Consider the following 20855-nt stretch of genomic DNA (forward strand, 5'->3'; position numbering starts at 1 on the left):
ATCACCTTTTCCTTGGAATTTTTCACTATTCTTGTTTTTTAACATATGCACCGTATTTTGAAAAGGAACGAATAAACCATCACCCTCCTTACAGATTTCTCCTATAACGTTTTTCTTATACTTTTATTACGTAAGAAGACAACAAGTTTTTTGGGCTACTACATATATATGACATAAGAGTAGAAAAGAGAAGAGGTGGAAGGGTGCTTCAAAAATTACTTGAAAATAAATTTGGAATACAAGTCAATGAATACGTAAAACTAGACTCCTACGATGCCCTGAGAGGAAATGGATGGCTTTATTTGGTTGCGAAATCTGATGGAAGGGAAGCAGAGGATATCAATGAATTAGAGAGAATAGCAGAACATTTGAGGAATAATGGGGATTCTCATGTGCCAGCATTTCTACAATCTATTGAGGGCGGATTTATTACATCCTGGGAAAATCACCAATATTGTGTTCTGGCAAATCGGCAAACAGAAAAACACGCGAAAGTGAAACTAGGGAGAAAGTTAGCTAAATTTCATGAGCGGGGGAGAACAGTCCCATTCAAAATTGAAAGAACAAGCAGAATTGGACAATGGAAGCAATTATGGGAGAAGCGACTTGATCAAATTGAAAAGGTATGGAGTGATCTTTTGTTCCAAACACCTGACGATGATTTTGAAAGGATGTTTATTGATTCTTTTCCATACTATATTGGTTTAACCGAAAATGCCATCCAATACTTAGTGGATACCGAGCTTGATGATGAGCCGAAAGAATCGGATAGCGGAACGGTGTGTCACGAACGTTTTTCAAATGACTCTTGGGGAGCTAACTATTACATTAAGGACCCATTCGACTGGGTTTTTGATCATGGCAGCCGTGACCTTGCAGAATGGACGAGAGAGCGATACTTCCGAAACACACAAACTTACCAGAATGATGTGAGGCAGTTTTTCGTCGATTATCAAAGTATTGCCCCCTTAACCTCTTTTTCATGGCGGTTATTATTTTCTCGTTTATTATTTCCGCTTCATTACTTTGAGTGTATTGAAAATTACTATATAACTCGGTCTGAGCAGGAAAAGAAGCTTTTGGAAGAACAGTTAAGTAAGATGTTAAAGCAATCAACAGAGTATGAGCGTTTTTTGGGCCATTTTTTTCATACTGTAGGTGCCCCGTTAAAACCATTAAAAATACCTCAATTAGACTGGCTGCTGATGAGGTAATAAAAAAAGCGATTGCTCATTGAAGCAATCGCTTTTTATCTTAATTAAAATACTTGTTCTACTTCGACTACGCCAGGAACTTCTTCTAATAGTGCTCTTTCGATTCCTGCTTTTAGGGTAATTGTTGAGCTCGGGCAGCTACCGCATGCACCTAGTAAACGAAGTTTTACAATACCATCCTCAACATCAACTAATTCACAATCTCCTCCATCGCGAAGAAGAAATGGACGCAATTTATCTAATACTTCCTGAACCTGCTCAAACATTTCTTGTACTTGTTCTGCCATATTTATCGTCTCCTTCCTACCTTATATTATAATGTCATTGAAGGGAAAAATCCATTCTCATGAAATGGGAATTCGCACATTTACAACCATATGTTTATGTTTAATAGTTTAAATGTTGTAAAATAAAAGAAAAAGGCAGGATTGATGGAATGACAAATACGACAGTTGAAATTATCCTTTATGGTGCAGAACAATTATGTCCGAGCTGTGTTAATTTACCCTCCTCAAAGGAAACATTCGAATGGCTTGAGGCTGCTATTTCAAGAAAGTTCCCTGATCAGCCATTCAAGATGATGTATGTTGATATTTATCAACCACCCCAAGAAAGTGAAAAAGAAGCTTTTGCGAAAAGAGTTATTGAAGAAGATTTGTTTTATCCCGTTGTTGTGATTAAAGATAAAATTGTCGGGGAAGGCAATCCAAGATTAAAAACAATATTTAATGAGCTGGAGAAATACGGTTACAAAGCCGTTGTCTCAGAATAAACATAATTGAATGCGATTTGGCTTAAATGCGATGAGAGCCCGAAGACTGTAAAAAGAAGGACGGACGGTCATTCATAAAGGTGATGGTTACCAATTATTAAGAATAAATCGAAACACGGTCATCATGAACCCATCATGGTGACCACTTTTTATGAAAAAATGGAAATACGGTCATCATGGACCCTTCATAGTGACCACTTTAATAAAAAAATTGAAATACGGTTATCACGGACCCTTCATGGTTACCAATTTTCATTAAAATATGAAATATGGTAACCATAGCCTCCTCATGGGACCACTTCTCTGGACTAAACAAAAAACAGTGCAAAATGCACTGTCTGAATTATATCCTCTTGAAAATCACCCGTTATGGTACTTATAGAGCCAAAGGACCCCGGATTTTAGTAAGCGGGCAACACGTCCGGTAATGGCTCTGTCCGCCATCATCCCAAAACCATGTTTCTTACCAAGAGAACCAAGAACACCTTTTAACTTAATAGTTGGGAATTGAACTGGAGGCTCCTCGCCATTCCAGCGCTTTTTCAACACTTCTACAATTTGTTCTGCCTGACCCTCTGCTAATTGAGCGCTTGGGGCATGTGGAAGGCTTGCACAATCTCCTAATATAAAAACATGCTCATCATTTGGTAAATGATGACGAGGTGTAATGATGAGCCTTCCTGAGCGGTCCATTTCTTCCCCTAATTCACGAACAACCTTATTCGCCTGGATACCAGCAGTCCAAACAATCACATCACACGGGATCGGCTTATCGTGATTATAAAGTAAATTTTCTTCCACTTTTGTAATATTAGAGTTGTTGATAATCTCAACATTATTTTTATGAAACCAATTTTCAACATATTTACTTAAACGATCAGGAAAGGCAGGTAGAATGTGTTTACCACGGTCAAATAGCTTAATTTTTAGGTCCCCGCGGCTTTCGCTTAATTCACTGGCAAGCTCCACACCACTCAGACCAGCACCTACGATGCCTACCACTGACCCAGGTCCTAAATTGTTTAGTACTGAGTACGTCTTACGGGATTTTTCAATGCTTTGAATGCTGTAGGTGTATTGATCAGCGCCAGGGACTCCATGATACTTATCTTCACAGCCGAGACCGATAACTAAGTCGTCATAGGAAATCGGCTCCGAATCTTTAAGGAGGACTTTTTTATTATCTTTTTCAATTCCTATAACTTCTCCATATTTAATTTCTAATTGAGGATGCTCTGGAAAGGATACTCGCAGTTCCTTATCCGAAACAGTTCCTGCCGCTAAGGCATAGTATTCAGTTTTCAAGCAATGGTACGGAACGCGGTCAACAAGTGTAATTCTTACATCCTCAGGTAAATCGTTTGGAAGAAGTTCACTCAAAATCTTCATTCCACCGTATCCGCCACCGAGAATTACAAGGTTTTTCATTTTTTATATCCCCTTTTGTAAACCAGTAATTATGTCTATATTTTAAGTTAAAAATGATAGTAATATAGTCTTTAAATCCATTAAAAGTATAGCTGAATTATGACAAAATAACAACACATATGACAATTTTATTGACATTTAGACATGAAACATGGTATTTGACGTGGCTAAAGAAAAATAGTAGGATATTGTGTTGTGGAGAGGTGATAGCCATGTTAATGCCAATTATTGAATTTTGTATGAGTAATCTAGCCAGTGGTGCCCAAAAAGCCCTGGAAATGTTAGAAAAAGACCCGAATCTTGATATCATTGAATATGGATGTCTTGGGTATTGCGGGAAATGTGCTTCCACCCTTTTTGCACTTGTAAATGGTGAAGTTGTAACTGGCAAAACACCTGATGAACTTGTGGAAAACATTTACCAATACTTAGATGACAATCCAATGTTTTAATATAGTGCAGCACAACTGGGGAAGCGTAAATTGCTTCCTTATTTTATTCTAATCATATAATACTCATAAGAAACGTATTAGTTGAGTCATGTTGAAACAGTGTATATACTATAAGAAAGACCTCAAATAAAGGAGGAAGTAATGAATGAGTAATGATGTTGTAATTTTAACGGAAGCTGCGGCTCTTCATATACAAGAAATGATGAAACATAATGAAGAAGAAGGTGCGCTATTACGCGTTAGTGTTAAGGGCGGCGGCTGTAGTGGTTTATCATACGGTATGGGGTTTGACCATGAAGTGAAGAAAGACGATCTTCATTTTGCTCAGCATGGAATTCAAATTCTAGTGGCCAAAGAGGACGCCCCTATATTAAATGGTACAAAAATTGATTATAAGCAATCGATGATGGGCGGCGGATTTACGATTGATAATCCTAATGCAATCGCGTCTTGCGGCTGCGGCTCATCCTTCAAAACGGCAACAGCAGCAGGTACACCAGAAGAATGTTAATAAAAAAGAAAAGGCGCCGTAAACGGCGCCTTTTGCTTTTACTTTCCAAACATAGATGAACTGTGAAGAGGCTGAATTTTTGCTTTTGGATCGATAAATGCTTTTGCGTTGTTAACAGCCGTTGGCGCTTCACCAAATCCACAGGCAATCAATTTTACTTTCCCTTCATAGGTACAAATATCTCCAGCAGCATAGATTCCTGGTACAGTTGTTTCCATTTTAGAATTCACGACAATAGAATTCTTCTCGATTGCTAAGCCCCATTCTTTGATTGGACCTAGAGAGGAAACGAAACCATAGTTACAAATAACAGCATCAACATCAATCGCTTCCTTGCCATCTCCATTCACCCCAGTAAGGACAACTTGCTTGATGCCGCTGTCATCCCCAATTAATTCAGCTGGTACAAAAGGAGTTTTAACGATCACTTTTGAGTTATGCAAGTTTTCAACACTATGCTCGTGTGCTCTGAATTTATCTCTCCGGTGAACGATCGTAACTTCCTTCGCAATCGGTTCTAACATTAATGCCCAGTCCACAGCTGAATCGCCGCCGCCAAAGACGACAACTTTTTGACCTGCAAACTTGTTAAGGTCGTCAATAAAGTAGTGAAGATTTTTCCGCTCATATTGTGCAGCACTTTCAAGCTCTAAACGGCGTGGCTGGAATGCACCATTACCTGCTGTAATAATGACTGTTTTTGAATAGTGAACTTCCGAATTAGTTGTTAATTTGAAAGTACCATCCTCTTGTTTTTCCAATTTCTCGACAGATTGCTCTAAAGCAACAGCTGGTTCAAACTTCGCCATTTGCTCCTTTAGGTTATTAATTAGTTCTTGTGCACGGACTTTTGGAAACCCTGCAACATCGTAAATATATTTTTCCGGGTATAGTGCTGATAATTGACCACCTAATTGTGGTAAGCTTTCAATAATTTTTACGGAAGCTTGTCTCATTCCGCCATAAAAGGCTGTAAATAGACCGGTAGGACCGCCCCCGATAATGGTAATATCATAAACTTTTTGATCTTCTTGCACTCTGTATCCCCCTAACTTATGTAGTAACAGACTCCATTCCTTATAATATCACAAAAACAGAAAATCCTCACAACTTTTGGGGAATATTCAGAGTAGTTAATCAAGGAAAACTCAAACTATTTTTTATAAAAATAATCATATAAACCACTTGATAATGTGAAGAGTTTAGCATAATATGTATTGAGGATAGATGTTAATTTTGTGTGACAAAAAAAGGAATCTTTCGTGTCGCTATACGTGAATTATATCACAAACTTTTTTCCTCTAAACAAAATAAAAATGTAACATGCTGAGGAAGATAAGAACAAGTATATTACTCAAAATTATAAAAGGGTGGTAGTGATCACTTTGAAAAAGCCTAAAATTGTTATTGTTGGTGCGGGGTATGGCGGGCTTATGACAACTGTAAGGTTGCAAAAGCTTGTTGGTGTAAATGAAGCTGATATCGTGTTAATTAATAAAAATGATTACCATTATGAAACGACATGGCTGCATGAGGCTTCTGCAGGTACACTTCATCATGACCGTGTACGTTATGACATTCGCGATGTAATTGATAGAAGTAAGGTTGATTTTGTACAGGACACAGTTGTAGAAATCAAGAAAGAAGAGAAAAAGGTAATTTTAGAAAAGGGCGAAGTAGAGTATGACTATCTAGTTATTGCTCTTGGTGGAGAACCTGAAACCTTTGGAATTAAGGGATTAAAGGAATATGCCTTTGGAATTACCAATGTAAACTCTTCACGTCAATTACGTGAGCATATTGAGTATCAATTTGCCACTTATAGTATGGAAGAAGAAAAGAATGATAATCGTTTGGTTATTGTTGTTGGCGGAGCAGGCTTTACCGGTATTGAATTCTTAGGTGAATTAACCAACCGAGTCCCTGAGCTTTGTCACGAATATGATGTAGATTTTCACAAAGTAAAAATTCTTTGTGTAGAAGCAGCACCAACCGTTTTGCCAGGGTTTGATCCTGAGCTAGTTAACTACGCTGTATCACAATTAGAGCGTAAAGGAGTAGAATTCTTAATTGGAACTGCGATTAAAGAATGTACACCTGATGGAATCATAGTAGCAAAAGGTGAGGAAGAACCACGTGAAATTAAAGCAGAAACGGTCGTGTGGGCTGCTGGTGTACGTGGGAATTCAATCATCGAAAAATCAGGTTTTGAAGCAATGAGAGGTCGTGTGAAAGTTCAGCCTGACCTTCGTGTACCAGGATTTGATGATGTGTTTATAATCGGTGACAGCTCACTTGTTATCAATGAAGAAATCAACCGCCCATATCCTCCAACTGCACAAATTGCTATGCAGCAGGGTGAAGTAGTTGCTCGTAACATAGCTGCATTGGTACGAAACAAACAGGATCTTGAAACCTTTACGTTTGATAATAAAGGAACAGTTTGTTCACTTGGTCATGACGATGCCATTGGAGTTGTGTTTGGCAAAAAAGTAACTGGTGCTAAGGCGTCCTTTATGAAAAAAGTAGTCGATAATCGTTCTCTTTACATGATTGGCGGCGCTGGGCTTGTATTAAAAAAGGGTAAATTTAATGTTTTCTAAATAGGAATTTGAAAAAGGACAGAGAAATCTGTCCTTTTTTTGATACTATATACATAAGTAGGCAGGGTGAGGGGGTTTATAATGAGTAATAAAGCGAAACGAGGAAAGGTTTGGTTAGCAGTGGGCGGGTTAGTCAAATCTTCTCAAGGGCATTGGCTGGTTGTTAAAAAGCGTTACGGCGGTCTAAAGGGAAAGTGGTCACTTCCTGCAGGATTTGTAGACGAGGGTGAAACGGCAGATGAAGCAGTAGTTAGGGAGGTAAAGGAAGAAACCGGTATAGATTGCGTTGTTAAAGGATTGATAGGGCTGAGAACAGGGGTCATTTCAGAAGAAATTAGTGATAATATGCTCGTCTTTTTACTCGAACCATTAGATGAAGGGAAAATCCAACATCAGGAAAATGAACTGTATGAGGCAAGGTTTATTGCACCTGAAGATCTTCTTCAAGAAAAAGAGGCCTCGATTATGCTGCATTACCTTATCAACCAAAATCTCACTATAACCAAGCCAGGATACGATGGACTAAACCCTGGGGATCAGTTTAAATATAGTGCTTATAAATTATTTTTTTAATTTTTTGATAATTTAAGTAACACTTAGAAAATGAAAGAAAACTTATGATGTATCCGTTTTCTCATCTGAATTTGATTAAATTTCGTCCTTTTCTTTCTCTGAAATTCTTGATATATTATCAGAAAATTTAAATAATATTTTAGGGAGTTGATTTGAATGAAAACGACTAGTGTAGATACTAAAAATTGTGATTATTGTTCAGGTACGGGATATTTTCAATTACTGCTTGGGGGATCTGAAACATGTACCTGCTGCGAGGGCTCTGGCGAGAAACGGGAAAAAAAGTAAATCGACGAGCTTCTAAGATCAACTAGAGCTGCTTCCACGAGAAACTTCGGGAAGCTATTTTTTTTGAATATTTTTCCTTGTATAGGTAACGATAATCTGATATGTAAGGATTGACTCCCTTTTGGACATTAAGTAAACTATAAATGGATGTGTAAAGGAGGTATTTCCATGCAGATGAGTATTGTTGTTTTAATCATATCGATTTTATTATTCTTTGTGTTGTTTTTTGGAATTGGTTTTATACTTAATATGCTTTTAAGAATGTCCTGGATTATGGCAATTATATATCCGATTATTGCTATATTTATCGTTGATAAGATAAAGTTTATCGAATATATTACAAATAGTAAAATAGCGTTTCAAGAACTTGGTCAAAAATTAGGATCATTGGCAACAGCAGATGTCCTGATATTACTTAGTGGATTAGCTGGTGCGATTGCTGCTGGTGTTACAATCAAAATGTTACGAAAAAATGGATATCAAATGTTTTAAGCTTTTTGCCTGGGTTACTCCGCTTTCGGTTTAACTTAGGTAAAAAGCTTTTTTTATGATTAAGATTTTACTCCTTTTTGAATATTTCCTTGCAGGTTGGGAAATGAATATTTTGGGAGGAGTGAAAATTTTAATGAATAAAATCAAAAATTGGACAAAGCGTTTTGCGATGACCGTTCTTTTCCTGATTGCCTTACTAGTGACTCTTCAATCCATTACAGGTATTGATCTTAAGTTGTTCATTAAACAAACGGTGGAACTTGAAGCCCATGCTGCTTCAAACGCCAAAACTTCAGAGACACCAAAAGCGCTAGAGGATGCCTTTGATTGGTCGAAATATCCGAAAAAAACAGTAATCGCAACAGGATATACAGCAGGTTATGAATCCACAGGTAAAAATGAAAGCCATCCGGAGTATGGAATCACCTACTCAGGAGTCAAAGTAAAACGAGATTTATATTCAACTGTAGCTGCAGACCTATCTGTGTTTCCGATTGGCACCATTCTATTTATTCCTGGATATGGCTACGGGGTAGTAGCTGATAAGGGTGGCGCTATTAAGGGAGATAAAGTTGACCTTTATTATGAAACGGTTGAGGATGTTTATAACAAGTGGGGGAAAAAGGAAATCGATGTTTATATCATTGAGCAGGGAAATGGAAATCTTACGGAAGCGGATTTGCAAGCTTTAAACGAAGATAAATCCATGCAGGTGTTCCGTCAGCAGTATATTGGTTCAGAGAGAAAATAGTGCAGGCATAGAGCCTGCTATTTTTATGTTGTAACGTAATGAAATACTTAGAAAGTCGAAATATATTCATTTTTTCGATATAATAAACTGGTAGTTTACACGGAGGTGGAAAACCATGTTTGATGTTAAAAATGAAATGGACCTTTCAGCAGGTCACGAAGGTTTGATTATTGGACTTTTTGATAAACCAGAAAAGTTTACAGGTACCCTAGAGAAGCTGGATGAACAATTTGAAGGTCAATTAAGAGAGCTTGTCAAAGCTGGTGATATTTCAGCAAAGTTTAAAAATATTAGCAAAGTACATAGCTTCGGGAAAATCGGAGCAAAAAGAATTTGGTTTGTCGGTCTTGGAAAAGAAAAGGATTTCAATTTTGAGAGGCTGAGTGAGGCTTTAGGAAAGGCATTTAAAGCGTTAAAAGCAAGCAAGCTCCAAGAATGTGGAGTTCTTTTGGATTCCTTTACGGCGGGGTCTGTAAGCGGGCAGGAAGCAGCACATGCTGTGAGTGAAGCGTTTTCGCTGGCCACCTACCAATTCCATGGCTACAAGCAAAAATCAAATGAGCCAGAGAAAAGAATCGAAAAGATTACCGTCTATAGTGAGAGTACGGATAAGGAAGAAATTTCTGCTTCGCTGACAGTAGGTCTGGCTTTTGGAAAAGGCACCAACTTTGCTCGTACACTAGTAAATATTCCAGGCAATCTCCTTACAGCAAAGGACATGGCGGAATATGCCCGAGAGCTTGCTGCTAAATATGACTTTGAAGTTGAAATTCTTGATAAAGAGGAAATTGAAAAGTTGGGTATGGGAGCTTTTCTTGCGGTTAACCAAGGATCTACAGAGCCTCCTAAGATGATCGTTCTCAAGTACCAAGGGAAAGAACAATGGCAGGACGTTATTGGACTCGTTGGAAAAGGTATAACCTTTGATACAGGTGGCTATTCTATCAAAACGAAGGCTGGCATTGTAGGTATGAAATCGGATATGGGCGGAGCTGCGGCTGTTCTAGGTGCCATGGAAATCATCGGGGAATTAAAACCGGAACAAAACGTTGTCTCGGTTATTCCTTCAACGGATAATATGATTTCAGGCAATGCCTTTAAGCCGGATGATGTCATCACCTCGATGAGCGGGAAGACAATCGAAGTGTTAAATACTGACGCAGAAGGCCGGCTTGTTCTAGCAGATGCTGTCACCTATGCGAAGCACCAGGGTGCGGAATATTTGGTTGATGTCGCAACCTTAACAGGTGGCGTTATTACGGCACTTGGATTACATACAACCGGTGCGATGACGAATCACGAAACATTGTATGAACAAGTATTAGAAGCTTCAATGGAAGCAGGAGAGCCGATTTGGCAATTACCGTTGTTTGAGAAGGATAAAGAACGAGTTAGAAACAGTAAAGTAGCAGATTTAAACAACTCCCCCGGCAGTGAAGGTCATGCCATTGTAGCGGGTGCCTTCATTGGTGAATTTACAGAGGGTACTCCTTGGGTTCATTTGGATATTGCAGGAACTTCTACCACATCAAAGGAACATGATCTTGGTCCTGCAGGAGCAACAGGTGTAATGACTCGTACACTAGCCCTATTCGTAGAACGCTTTGAACCAATCGAAAAATAGACCCCTGATGAAGATCGGGGTTTTCTCATTAAGCAATTTTTCGCAACGATTGTTTTACAAATAAGTTTACTATTTGGACACGAATTCCTTTGAGATCCTCTAAGCTGTCCGAATGAGGCAGGGATTCAGACAAGGAAAGTCATGAAAACCTCAGAGCTGTCCGAATGCAGAGCTGAACAGCAAAAGAGGTTACGAAAAGGGCCTTTTATTAAGAGTTGCTAAACGGGCGCTTCTGCTTTTCTATTTGCCCAACCCATTCTCTCTCTTTTCGCATATGAAGTAGTGTAGGCAAGTATTGTGAAAGGGAGGTTTGGCTGCATGTATTATTATAGAAGCCCATATCCAAAACATAACCAAAGATTCATTGGCTTTGGGCTGCCGTTTCTAGGTGGGTTAGTAGGAGGTCTATTAGGTAGTGCATTGATTTATCCTCGTCCATTCTATGGATATCCTCGACCATTTTATGGCTATCCAGTTTATGCCCCGCCCGTATATGGTTACCCGGGATATGGCGCACCTTATTACTATTAAAATGTTTAAAAAAACAGCTGATACGGCTGTTTTTCTTTGTAAATACATAAATATAAAGGAAATTCCAAGATAAAAGAGAATATACACATTACCGGCAAAATGTTTTTTGAAAGGGAGAGAGTAATGATTAAAAACACATTAATTGAAACATTAGGTATTGAAATAACGCATTTAGAACCGGGAAAGGTTATCGCAACCATGCCTGTGGATGAAAGAACCCGCCAGCCTTTTGGTTTATTACATGGCGGTGCTTCCGTTGCCCTAGCAGAAACAGTGGCAAGTATTGGTGCCTATGAATTGGTTGATAAAGAAACAGAAGGTGCTGCTGGTTTAGAAATTAACGCTAACCATGTTCGACCAATTACAGAAGGAACCGTAACAGCTGTAGGGACCATCCTGCACCAAGGCAAAACAACCATGGTTTGGGATATCAAAATTACGGATGAAAAGGATCGTCTCATTTGTATTTCAAGATGTACAATCGCAGTTATTAAATTAAAAAAGTGACGTCTAAAAAGATGGGATATTTTCCATCTTTTTTTGGTTTAATTGAAAAAATATTTAAAAAATTTATGTTAATTTCATGATATAATGTAAGAAATATAGAGAATTAGTACAATACTTTGTACAGGTTTCTTTATATAATGGTAGTAAGAAACCTGAAAAAGGTGGTGAAAAAATGAAGGAAAAGAGACAAACTATCTTTATTGATTTTGAATTTACAATGCCTGAACGAAATGTCCGGATGAAAGATTTTTACGCAGAGATTATTGAGGTTGGACTCGTGGCAGTTGTTGATGATCAAATTACAGAGCAATTCTCATCCTATGTAACACCACTAAAATTCCCGATTTTAACTGAACGCTGTAAATCATTCTTACATATTTCACAGCAGCAGGTTGACCAGGGAATTTCATTTTATGAACTCGTCCGGAAATTAGGAGAATTCAATAATCAGTATGAAACTACCATTGTCACTTGGGGAAATATGGATATGAAGGTACTAAGGCATAATTGTTTAGAAGCAGGGTTGGCATTTCCATTTAAAGCTGCAGAATTAGATTTATCCATGGAGTATAAACGGTTCTTTGGGGACCAAAATCAGACAGGATTATGGAAAGCTGTACAGGAGTATGGTAAGGAAGGAACAGGAAAGCATCATAGAGCGCTGGATGATGCGTTGACTACTTACAACATATTCCGTCTTGTTGAAAAGGATAAGCGTTATTTAGAAAAGCCGAAACCAACTACGATTGGGGACCGCGTTGATTTTTCAAAACTATTAAATGAATTCGCATAAAAGGCCAAATCATTCAATCTGATTTGGCCTTAAATTATTTATTTGAAATAATCCTTTTCTAGGGAAGCTATACTTTTTAGACTCATTTCTGCCCAATCAGTTGCATTTTCTGTTAATTCATTTTTCATTTTTTCAACCGCTTGTCTCAATGACTCAAGATAGTCAGGAACTTCCTCCGTGAAAAGCTTGACCATTTGTTTTGGAATATTGGCTTGCTCTCTATATGAAAGAGCTTTTCTTTCATGGAAAATTAGTACATCCGCTTCTTTTGGATTGTGTAAATCTCCTTGCATCGGATGTTTAAGCACAGCTAAAACTCTGACTAAATAATGCTGCGGACGAACTTCGGTTATTTCCCCAATATATTTTCCCGTTTTATAAATTCCGGTAACAATTTCACCAATCTGCAATTCTGACAAAAAAACCACTCCTCAATCTTCTGTAACCTTTATCCTATTATATAAAAAACGAAGTGCAAAAAACAAAAATATCGGTTAAATTAATAAAATGGAGGGATGATAGTGATGAAGAAAGTGCAATTTTGGTTAGTATTACTGATTGGTGTGCTTATCCTGGCTGGATGTGGGACAAGCAAAGAGACAGAGGAAGCAGCTCCTAAAAGTACTGCTTCAAAAACGGAGGAAAAGGAAGGGAGTGATCAAGTGGCAAACGCAGATTACCCTCAACTTTCAAATGAGGTATCCGAAAATGAAAAACTGGTTGAAATGGAAACGTCAATGGGAAACATTAAAATTAAGTTATTCCCTGAATATGCTCCAAAAGCGGTAGAAAACTTTGTAACACATGGTGAGGAAGGATACTATGATGGACTGATTTTTCACCGGGTAATCAATGATTTCATGATTCAGGGCGGCGATCCGAATGGCGACGGAACTGGTGGAGAAAGTATTTACGGAGCGCCATTCAAGGATGAATTCTCAACAAATCTTTTTAATTTACGCGGAGCATTATCGATGGCTAATTCAGGGGCCAATACAAATGGGAGCCAATTTTTTATTGTAACGAAAAAATCAGTAGACCCGTCAATGAAAACTGAAATGGAAAAAACCGGATTCCCAAAAGAAATTATTGAGGCTTATGATGAAAGAGGGGGCACACCTTGGCTGGATCAGCGCCATACTGTTTTCGGACAAGTGGTTGAGGGAATGGATATTGTTGATAATATATCAGAAACTCCAGTCGATGCTAAGGATAAACCAGAAGAAGATGTCATTATTAAAGGTATTAAGGTAATAAAGTAACCCTTTGGGCTTCAAATAATGGCAGGATCTACTTTTTGTTGCTATAATAAATCTTTAGTGACATTCCTTTAAAGAAAGGGAGAAAAAGATGATCCAGTCATTTGTATTATCGTTATTTCTATACTTTCCAGAAGATAAATCAGAATACGGGCCAGCTGCCATTACATTTTTGATTTTTATGATAGGAGCCCTATTAACCATGCGGTTCATTATCAAGGTCTCTAAGCGGGAAGCGATGAAAGCAAAGGAACTCGAGGAAAAATTACTTTCTCAACAACATAGCCAAGGAAACAGTGAACATTAAGCCGCTGTTTCTTTTTTTTTACATAAATTTTCCACTTGAAGTTGATACTATGACAAAATGTCAAACTTAGGGGGATACTTATGAAACGAGGTTGGATTATCATCCCACTTATACTACTCACGGGTTGTTTGGAAAAGGATATTACAAAACTTGATGTGAAAATGATAAATGATAAGGGAGATTCTGTCGGGACAGTTAAAATTCATGAGGTATCCAGCGGAGTAAAATTAACTTTTGATTTAAAGGGACTTCCTTCTGGAGAGCATGCCGTTCACATTCATGACAAGGGTGAATGTAAGACTCCAGACTTCAAATCATCTGGAAAGGATTTAAACCCCGATGATAAAAAGCATGGTCTTTTGCACCCGAAAGGCGCGCACCCTGGAGATCTTCCTAATTTAATTGTAGAGGATGACGGAACAGTAAAAGCAGAATTAATGGCTCCGAATGTAACTTTAAAAGAGGGTAAGGCGACGCTGATTAGAAAAGATGGAACTACCATTGTCATATATGAAGAAAAAGATGACGGTATGACCCAGCCAGAAGGAGGTTCTGGTGATGGAATTGCATGCGGTGAAATCTCTAAAGAAAAATAACCGTTCGCAGTCTCTTTAAGACAGCCTTATTTTTTGAGAATTACTACGGATAATAGGTCATTTATCCAAGCTTATCCAAATAGTCAGACATACACTAGCATGTAGACTAAGGAGGCGATAAATAAATGGCAAAAAGACAATTTTTAGGCAGCTTTTTTGGACAACCTGGTAATCCACAAATGGGGGGCTATCAACAGGGTTACCCACAAATGGGGGGCTATCAACAGGGTTACCCACAAATGGGGGGCTATCAACAGGGTTACCCGCAAATGGGGGGCTACCAGCAAGGCTACCCGCAAATGGGAGGCTACCAGCAGGGTTACCCACAAATGGGAGGCTACCAGCAAGGCTATCCGCAAATGGGAGGCTACCAGCAAGGCTATCCGCAAATGGGAGGCTATCAGCAGGGTTATCCACAAATGGGGGGCTACCAACAGGGCTATCCGCAAATGGGAGGCTATCAACAGGGTTTCCCACAAATGGGCGGTTTTCAGCAATATAGAAATTCAAAAATGAACAAACAAAATGGTAAGCGCAATAAATAAGCCTGAAAAATTAGACGTTTTAAGCCTGTTTCTTCATAATTGAGGGGACAGGCTTTCTTATTATAAAAACTAGGAGAATGTAAATATGGAAAATAAACTATTTTATCAAGACCCTTACATAAAATCATTTTCAGCAAGAATAGTAACACAAGGAAAAGATGAAAATGGAAATTACTATATAGTGTTGGATCAAACCGCATTTTATCCGACCGGTGGAGGACAACCGCATGATGTTGGAACAATTGAAAAGATTAAGGTCCTAAATGTGGAGGAAGCTGAGGGAGAAGTTCGTCACTACCTCGAAACAGAATTAGATGATGTAAACGCAGTTGTGCATGGCGTTATTGATTGGGAAAGACGATTTGATCATATGCAGCAGCATGCAGGTCAGCATATTCTCTCCGCCGCTTTTGAACAACTGTTTGGGTACAAGACAGTAGGCTTTCATTTAGGAAACGAAACGCTGACCATTGATTTGGAAACTGAGAATCTTTTGGAATCTGAAGCGTTACGAGTAGAGGAACTTGCCAGCCAAATCATTATCGAAAATAGGCCGATAGAAACGAAGTGGATAACTGAAGAGGAGTTAGTGAATTATAATCTTCGAAAAGAGACCAAAGTAAAAGAGGATATTCGACTGGTTATTATTCCGAATTTTGATTATAACGGCTGTGGCGGTACTCATCCGAAAGCGACCGGAGAAGTGCAGGCAATAAAAATATTAGACTGGGATAGGCAAAAGAAAAAAATACGCGTACAATTTGTTTGTGGCAACCGCGTTATGAAACAGTTAAGCCAAAAACATAAGGTGCTAATGGAATTAACGAAACTACTTAATGCACCAGAAAAAGATATGCAGCAAGCGGTCATTCGTCTGCTAGAAAGTGGGAAACTTGCTGAGAAAGCGCTGGAACAAACACAAGAGACTTTACTGCGCTATGAAGCAAAGAGTTTATTCAAAAATAGTAAAAGTAATTTGGACCAAAACATTGTAAGTGAGGTGTTTCAAAACAGAACCATTCAGGAGCTGCAAAAATTAGCCCGATTCATTGTAACAGAGGATGAAGACGTGATAGCGTTATTTGTTTCCCAAAATGAGGACCGGTTACAGCTAGTTTGTGCGAGAGGATCCGCATCGAATGTAAATATGAAAGAGTTAATAAGTCATGCACTTTCTACCATTAATGGCAAGGGCGGCGGAAATGATTCATTTGCACAAGGCGGAGGAGAAGCAGTGATTTCAGGGGAAGAAATGCACAAGCATTTATTAAACTTAATCCAATAGACTGGGATGTAACTGAACTGGGCGTGATGTCACGACTAGCTTTTTATTGTAAGCATAAATGAGTATAATAAAGTTAAAGGCTAGGAAAGGTGTGGGGTTGATGGGATTTTTTGATGGCATGATGGGAAATGCCTCTGAGGTAAACCCAGCAGAAGCACAAAGAGAATTTTCTAGAATTCTTGCCAAAGATGAAAGAATTGAAAAAGCATATAAATTAATTAGAGACTTATTTATATTTACAGATAAACGGCTGATTCTAGTGGATAAGCAGGGATTAACAGGGAAGAAGGTAGAATATCACTCCATCCCCTATAAAAGTATTACTCATTTTAGCATAGAGACCGCAGGAAGCTTTGATTTGGACGCAGAATTAAAAATCTGGATTTCAGGTAACGCGCTCCCACTTCAAAAACAATTTAATAAGAACCTAAACATTTATGAACTTCAAACCGTACTAGCAGAATATGTTCTAAAATAGAAGGCTGTATGAAGGTAAAATAGTGATATTTGCACACTGTTGATTTGCGCGGAAGGCACGAAGACTCCTCGAAAATGCTATCGCATTTCCTTCGTGCGTGGGCGAATTCGAGGATGTCATTCAATGTCCTGCAGGAGTACGGAGCAGGTGAGACCCCACAGGCGCTTGCGCCGAGGAGGCTCACCGCAACGCCTGCGGAAAGCGAAGTGCCTCGTGACAGGCAAAGACCGCCTGTCCCTGCGGTGAATATTCAAAGAAGCTTTCCTTAGTGGAGTGCAAACCAACAGACCAATCTCACGCAGCCAAATAAAGTAGGAGAGAATGAAATGGAAAGTGAAATGAAAACAAATCTGCAATTTGTGGACTTATTAAATGAATGGGACCCTTTCAAATTAAAAAATGGCCATTACGATACCGAGATTGCTGATACCATACAAGCCATACATGAATTAGACCAACCAGACAAACTTGCAAAAAGAATACAAAGCATATACGAATTCTCCTTCGAGAAAACCATTCCTATCGACCAATGCTTAAAAATAGCGAAAGAGCTGCTGGCGATAAAGGATAACGATTCCTGTAAGATATAAAACGACAGCATCCTGCTGTCGTTTTTTCATGCCAAGAATTGTTTAATATGCTGGAAGACATCTTCCGGACGTTCCTCTGGAACTAAATGACCAGTTTCTTTTAAAATAATCAGTTCTGATTTCCTTAAATCATTTTTTAAGCGCTTCCCCACTGATAGTGGGACAACTCTGTCATACTCGCCCCAAATTAATAAACATGGATGAGTGATTTGGCTGAGTGTCCCAGTTGATAGATCCCCTTCGTGGTCACGAATCATTCTGGTTAAGGCTAAGAAAATTTCATCCTCTAAAAATGGCTTTAGATAGCCAAAAAGCATTTCGTCATTAAGCATAGTATGATCGTGAACGACATTCTGAAGATTTTTCATTACACCTGAACGGGCGAGATGAAACTTTACATACAAGTGAAAGTAGGGAATATAACTGCCCATGATTAAAGGCAGTCTCGAACGTTTTGCATAGGACGAACTGCAAAGCAGGACTGCATTTTCGGCTATATTGGGCTGTTGATGCAGGATATTGAGGGCAATTTGTCCACCCATTGAATGCCCAATAAGCGTAATATCTTTTAAATCAAGTGCCGAAATAAGCTGAATAACGGTTTGTGCAAGATTACGATAGGAATAAACAAATTCGCTGCTTTTCCCACTTTTACCAAAGGGAGGAAGATCAATGGAAACCACCTGATATTCTTTGTTTAAAAAAGGAATTAACCTTCTATAGCTAAAGGTGGAAGATAGAAATCCATGAAGTAGTACAAGTGTCTTATTTGAATTAGGATTGGGATAGAATTCATAATAAATATTTATATTATTGACTAACTGATTACGATAAAAAACCGTCTCTTCCACGTATTCAACCCACCTTCTGCTGATATGTTAGTGATAATAATTTCTCCAGTAGTTTCTTATTTAACACCTAGTAAACCATTTTTTTCAAAAAAAAGAGGACAAACCATATGTGGTTGTCCACTTCAAAAAAGGGGGGAATACTAGAAAGCTTATATAATAGTGATTTCCTATTTTTTTATATTCTATACAGTGTTTTTAAAAATTTAAATATGTTGATCTAGTTGGTCTAATAATAGTTCAGAAGCGGGAATATCAAGAACAGTAGACAATTTAAGAAGGGTTTGAGTACTAGGGATTTGTTCGCCAGATTCATATCTTTCAATGGTATGAATTCCCACCCTTATTTTTTGAGCTAATTCCTCTTTCGTCATTTTCAAATGCTCACGATAATTTTTGATCGTACTGCCAATTGTGTTCAAAGTGATCACCTCTCCTAATTAGACATTATCTCGATTTTATTCTAACATAAAAATCTTATTTCTTGAAAAAATCGTATTAGAACATTATGTTGACGTTTTCTTTTTACTTCAAGAAAAACCTTTTTTGATTATATGTTCAGGATGTGCTATAATTTCTTATTGCGTATATAGAAGATAAAATAATTATTTCTTAGGAGTGTTTTCATGACAGAAAAGATCGAAACTGGAAGTGTATTAACGGGTAAAGTAACAGGAATTCAACCATATGGTGCGTTCATAGCATTAGATGAAAATACACAGGGTCTTGTGCATATTTCCGAAATTACACATGGTTATGTTAAAGATATTAACGACCATTTGAAAGTCGGAGATGAAGTAAAGGTAAAGGTATTATCAATTGATGAAAACGCAGGGAAAATTGGTTTATCGATTCGTGCAACGGAAGAAGCTCCTGTACAACAGGCAGCTGCTAAACCTAAAAAGCCTCGTAAGCGTCAAGCTGCTGCAATCGTACCAGAAGTTGAAGGCCAACAAGGTTTTAACACATTAAAAGACAAGCTTCAAGAATGGATTGACCAATCCCAGCGTGAAGATCTAATTAAGAAATAATAACAGATTAAGAAGCCTAGTACCTTGCTATTCATTAGCGGGAACTAGGTTTTTTTTATTACTTTGAAAAGATTTTTTCGTAATGGTTCATTCTTTTTGCAGGCTCGGCTACAATAGGTATGTACATACTTCCCTTTGAATGGAGGATAAAGTGTTATGGCAGCAGAAATGAAAACAGAGGAATTAATTGAACAAACCGAGAAATACGGGGCAAATAATTATCATCCACTTCCAATTGTTATTTCACGAGCTGAAGGAGTTTGGGTAGAAGACCCTGAAGGCAACAAATATATGGATATGCTAAGTGCTTATTCAGCAGTAAACCAAGGTCATCGGCATCCCAAAATTATTCAAGCATTAAAAGATCAAGCAGATAAAGTAACGTTAACTTCTCGTGCCTTTCATAATGATCAATTAGGTCCGTGGTATGAAAAGATTTGCAAATTAGCGAAAAAGGAAATGGCGCTTCCTATGAATACAGGCGCGGAGGCAGTCGAAACAGCGGTTAAAGCAGCACGCCGCTGGTCTTACGATGTAAAGGGGGTCGCTGAAAACCAAGCGGAAATTATCGCTTGCACAGGAAACTTCCATGGCAGAACGATGACTGCTGTTTCCTTGTCGTCAGAAGCCGAATATAAACGTGGATTTGGACCCATGCTTCCAGGTATAAAACTAATACCCTATGGAGATCTAGAAGCTTTAAAATCAGCCATTACTGCCAATACCGCAGCCTTTTTAATAGAGCCTATTCAAGGCGAGGCTGGTATCGTTATTCCTCCTGAAGGTTTTATGAAAGAAGCCTTTGAATTATGTAAGCAAAACAATGTTCTATTTATCGCCGATGAAATCCAGGCTGGGTTGGGCCGTACTGGAAAAATGTTTGCCTGTGAGTGGGAAGGAATCGAGCCAGATATGTATATTCTTGGTAAGGCGCTAGGCGGCGGTGTATTCCCAATTTCCTGTGTAGTCGCAAACCAAGATATTTTAGGTGTATTTAATCCAGGATCCCACGGTTCTACCTTTGGGGGAAATCCACTGGCTTGTGCAGTATCAATCGCTGCTTTAGATGTACTGATTAACGAGAAACTTTCCGATAAATCATTAGAGCTAGGTGAATATTTTGTAAGTAAATTAAAAGAAATTCAGAACCCTAGAATTAAAGAAGTAAGAGGCCGGGGGTTGTTTATCGGCGTAGAATTAAATGAGCCGGCACGAAAATATTGTGAAGAATTAAAGGAACAAGGTCTTTTATGTAAGGAAACACATGATACCGTAATTCGTTTTGCCCCTCCGCTGATTATTAGTAAAAATGAATTAGATTGGGCGATTGAACGCATTAATAAAGTACTTAGTTAAAAGAAAAACTTGAGGTGCCAA

Annotated in this window: 28 protein-coding genes; 22 read left to right on the plus strand and 6 right to left on the minus strand. The window is 38.4% G+C overall.

What is annotated here, in order from left to right:
• Positions 1-203: 203 nt before the first annotated feature.
• A complete protein-coding gene (gene yutH, locus ACIQAA_RS11645) occupies positions 204-1214 on the plus strand; it encodes a spore coat putative kinase YutH (RefSeq protein WP_402619197.1) in 1011 nt (336 codons plus the stop codon).
• A gap of 44 nt (positions 1215-1258) precedes the next feature.
• Here the strand turns inward: yutH and ACIQAA_RS11650 are convergent, their stop codons facing one another.
• Positions 1259-1501 (minus strand): NifU family protein, encoded by a 243-nt coding sequence (locus ACIQAA_RS11650; RefSeq protein ID WP_034674824.1) that lies wholly within the window; start codon positions 1499-1501, stop codon positions 1259-1261.
• Between the two features lie 149 nt (positions 1502-1650).
• On the opposite strand from ACIQAA_RS11650, the gene ACIQAA_RS11655 reads away from it, so the two are divergent.
• Positions 1651-1986, plus strand: coding sequence for a YuzD family protein (locus tag ACIQAA_RS11655; protein ID WP_402619200.1), 336 nt, complete (start codon positions 1651-1653; stop codon positions 1984-1986).
• Between the two features lie 360 nt (positions 1987-2346).
• Here the strand turns inward: ACIQAA_RS11655 and ACIQAA_RS11660 are convergent, their stop codons facing one another.
• Positions 2347-3414 carry an NAD(P)/FAD-dependent oxidoreductase gene (locus tag ACIQAA_RS11660; RefSeq protein ID WP_402619202.1) on the minus strand — a complete coding sequence of 356 codons (1068 nt, stop codon included), beginning with the start codon at positions 3412-3414 and terminating at the stop codon, positions 2347-2349.
• 212 nt (positions 3415-3626) lie between these two features.
• Between ACIQAA_RS11660 and ACIQAA_RS11665 the strand changes: the two genes are divergently transcribed.
• Both ACIQAA_RS11665 and ACIQAA_RS11670 read left to right on the plus strand, forming a co-directional pair.
• The gene (locus ACIQAA_RS11665) at positions 3627-3866 is read left to right on the plus strand and encodes a YuzB family protein (RefSeq protein WP_402619204.1); all 240 of its coding nucleotides are present in this window, start codon (positions 3627-3629) and stop codon (positions 3864-3866) included.
• 145 nt (positions 3867-4011) lie between these two features.
• Complete coding sequence (locus tag ACIQAA_RS11670; RefSeq protein ID WP_402619207.1) at positions 4012-4377, plus strand: HesB/IscA family protein; 366 nt, start codon at positions 4012-4014, stop codon at positions 4375-4377.
• A 38-nt stretch (positions 4378-4415) separates the two neighbouring features.
• On the opposite strand, the gene ACIQAA_RS11675 is transcribed toward ACIQAA_RS11670, so the two are convergent.
• Entirely contained in the window at positions 4416-5414 is a 999-nt protein-coding gene (locus ACIQAA_RS11675; protein WP_335528932.1) for an NAD(P)/FAD-dependent oxidoreductase, read from the minus strand.
• Between the two features lie 348 nt (positions 5415-5762).
• Here ACIQAA_RS11675 and ACIQAA_RS11680 point away from each other — a divergent pair, with 348 nt between their 5' ends.
• From ACIQAA_RS11680 to kapD, 9 genes are all read left to right on the plus strand, one after another.
• Complete coding sequence (locus ACIQAA_RS11680; protein ID WP_402619211.1) at positions 5763-6980, plus strand: NAD(P)/FAD-dependent oxidoreductase; 1218 nt, start codon at positions 5763-5765, stop codon at positions 6978-6980.
• An 81-nt stretch (positions 6981-7061) separates the two neighbouring features.
• Positions 7062-7553: an NUDIX hydrolase gene (locus ACIQAA_RS11685; RefSeq protein ID WP_402619214.1), complete on the plus strand. Its 492-nt coding sequence runs from the start codon at positions 7062-7064 to the stop codon at positions 7551-7553.
• Positions 7554-7709: 156 nt separating this feature from the next.
• Positions 7710-7841, plus strand: coding sequence for a YuiA family protein (locus tag ACIQAA_RS11690; protein WP_402619217.1), 132 nt, complete (start codon positions 7710-7712; stop codon positions 7839-7841).
• A gap of 168 nt (positions 7842-8009) precedes the next feature.
• Complete coding sequence (locus ACIQAA_RS11695; RefSeq protein ID WP_402619220.1) at positions 8010-8333, plus strand: YuiB family protein; 324 nt, start codon at positions 8010-8012, stop codon at positions 8331-8333.
• A gap of 133 nt (positions 8334-8466) precedes the next feature.
• A complete protein-coding gene (locus ACIQAA_RS11700) occupies positions 8467-9084 on the plus strand; it encodes a 3D domain-containing protein (protein WP_402619223.1) in 618 nt (205 codons plus the stop codon).
• Positions 9085-9199: 115 nt separating this feature from the next.
• Complete coding sequence (locus ACIQAA_RS11705) at positions 9200-10708, plus strand: leucyl aminopeptidase (RefSeq protein WP_402619226.1); 1509 nt, start codon at positions 9200-9202, stop codon at positions 10706-10708.
• A 318-nt stretch (positions 10709-11026) separates the two neighbouring features.
• Positions 11027-11239 carry a hypothetical protein gene (locus tag ACIQAA_RS11710; protein ID WP_402619229.1) on the plus strand — a complete coding sequence of 71 codons (213 nt, stop codon included), beginning with the start codon at positions 11027-11029 and terminating at the stop codon, positions 11237-11239.
• 123 nt (positions 11240-11362) lie between these two features.
• Positions 11363-11746, plus strand: a complete 384-nt coding sequence (locus tag ACIQAA_RS11715) for a hotdog fold thioesterase (protein ID WP_402619231.1) — start codon at positions 11363-11365, stop codon at positions 11744-11746.
• Between the two features lie 172 nt (positions 11747-11918).
• Positions 11919-12539, plus strand: coding sequence for a 3'-5' exonuclease KapD (gene kapD, locus ACIQAA_RS11720; RefSeq protein WP_402619234.1), 621 nt, complete (start codon positions 11919-11921; stop codon positions 12537-12539).
• A 38-nt stretch (positions 12540-12577) separates the two neighbouring features.
• Here kapD and kapB read toward each other — a convergent pair whose 3' ends face one another.
• Positions 12578-12958 (minus strand): kinase-associated lipoprotein KapB, encoded by a 381-nt coding sequence (gene kapB / locus ACIQAA_RS11725; RefSeq protein WP_402619237.1) that lies wholly within the window; start codon positions 12956-12958, stop codon positions 12578-12580.
• Between the two features lie 105 nt (positions 12959-13063).
• On the opposite strand from kapB, the gene ACIQAA_RS11730 reads away from it, so the two are divergent.
• From ACIQAA_RS11730 to ACIQAA_RS11760, 7 genes are all read left to right on the plus strand, one after another.
• The gene (locus ACIQAA_RS11730) at positions 13064-13801 is read left to right on the plus strand and encodes a peptidylprolyl isomerase (protein WP_402619546.1); all 738 of its coding nucleotides are present in this window, start codon (positions 13064-13066) and stop codon (positions 13799-13801) included.
• A gap of 88 nt (positions 13802-13889) precedes the next feature.
• On the plus strand, positions 13890-14105 hold the full coding sequence (locus ACIQAA_RS11735) for a hypothetical protein (protein WP_402619239.1): 216 nt from the start codon (positions 13890-13892) through the stop codon (positions 14103-14105).
• A gap of 80 nt (positions 14106-14185) precedes the next feature.
• Positions 14186-14701 carry a superoxide dismutase family protein gene (locus ACIQAA_RS11740; RefSeq protein WP_402619242.1) on the plus strand — a complete coding sequence of 172 codons (516 nt, stop codon included), beginning with the start codon at positions 14186-14188 and terminating at the stop codon, positions 14699-14701.
• A 125-nt stretch (positions 14702-14826) separates the two neighbouring features.
• Positions 14827-15246 (plus strand): hypothetical protein, encoded by a 420-nt coding sequence (locus ACIQAA_RS11745; RefSeq protein WP_402619245.1) that lies wholly within the window; start codon positions 14827-14829, stop codon positions 15244-15246.
• 85 nt (positions 15247-15331) lie between these two features.
• Positions 15332-16531: an alanyl-tRNA editing protein gene (locus tag ACIQAA_RS11750; RefSeq protein WP_402619248.1), complete on the plus strand. Its 1200-nt coding sequence runs from the start codon at positions 15332-15334 to the stop codon at positions 16529-16531.
• Positions 16532-16631: 100 nt separating this feature from the next.
• Positions 16632-17009, plus strand: coding sequence for a PH domain-containing protein (locus ACIQAA_RS11755; protein WP_402619251.1), 378 nt, complete (start codon positions 16632-16634; stop codon positions 17007-17009).
• A 326-nt stretch (positions 17010-17335) separates the two neighbouring features.
• The gene (locus tag ACIQAA_RS11760; protein WP_402619254.1) at positions 17336-17599 is read left to right on the plus strand and encodes a DUF1871 family protein; all 264 of its coding nucleotides are present in this window, start codon (positions 17336-17338) and stop codon (positions 17597-17599) included.
• 26 nt (positions 17600-17625) lie between these two features.
• Here ACIQAA_RS11760 and ACIQAA_RS11765 read toward each other — a convergent pair whose 3' ends face one another.
• Both ACIQAA_RS11765 and ACIQAA_RS11770 read right to left on the minus strand, forming a co-directional pair.
• Positions 17626-18450 carry an alpha/beta fold hydrolase gene (locus ACIQAA_RS11765; protein ID WP_402619256.1) on the minus strand — a complete coding sequence of 275 codons (825 nt, stop codon included), beginning with the start codon at positions 18448-18450 and terminating at the stop codon, positions 17626-17628.
• Positions 18451-18653: 203 nt separating this feature from the next.
• Positions 18654-18869 carry a helix-turn-helix domain-containing protein gene (locus ACIQAA_RS11770; protein WP_402619258.1) on the minus strand — a complete coding sequence of 72 codons (216 nt, stop codon included), beginning with the start codon at positions 18867-18869 and terminating at the stop codon, positions 18654-18656.
• Positions 18870-19073: 204 nt separating this feature from the next.
• Here ACIQAA_RS11770 and yugI point away from each other — a divergent pair, with 204 nt between their 5' ends.
• Positions 19074-19478, plus strand: coding sequence for a S1 domain-containing post-transcriptional regulator GSP13 (yugI, locus tag ACIQAA_RS11775; protein ID WP_402619261.1), 405 nt, complete (start codon positions 19074-19076; stop codon positions 19476-19478).
• Positions 19479-19634: 156 nt separating this feature from the next.
• Positions 19635-20834, plus strand: a complete 1200-nt coding sequence (locus ACIQAA_RS11780; RefSeq protein WP_402619264.1) for an ornithine--oxo-acid transaminase — start codon at positions 19635-19637, stop codon at positions 20832-20834.
• The last annotated feature ends 21 nt before the right edge of the window (positions 20835-20855 follow it).

The organism is Neobacillus sp. NPDC093182 (genome assembly GCF_044754045.1).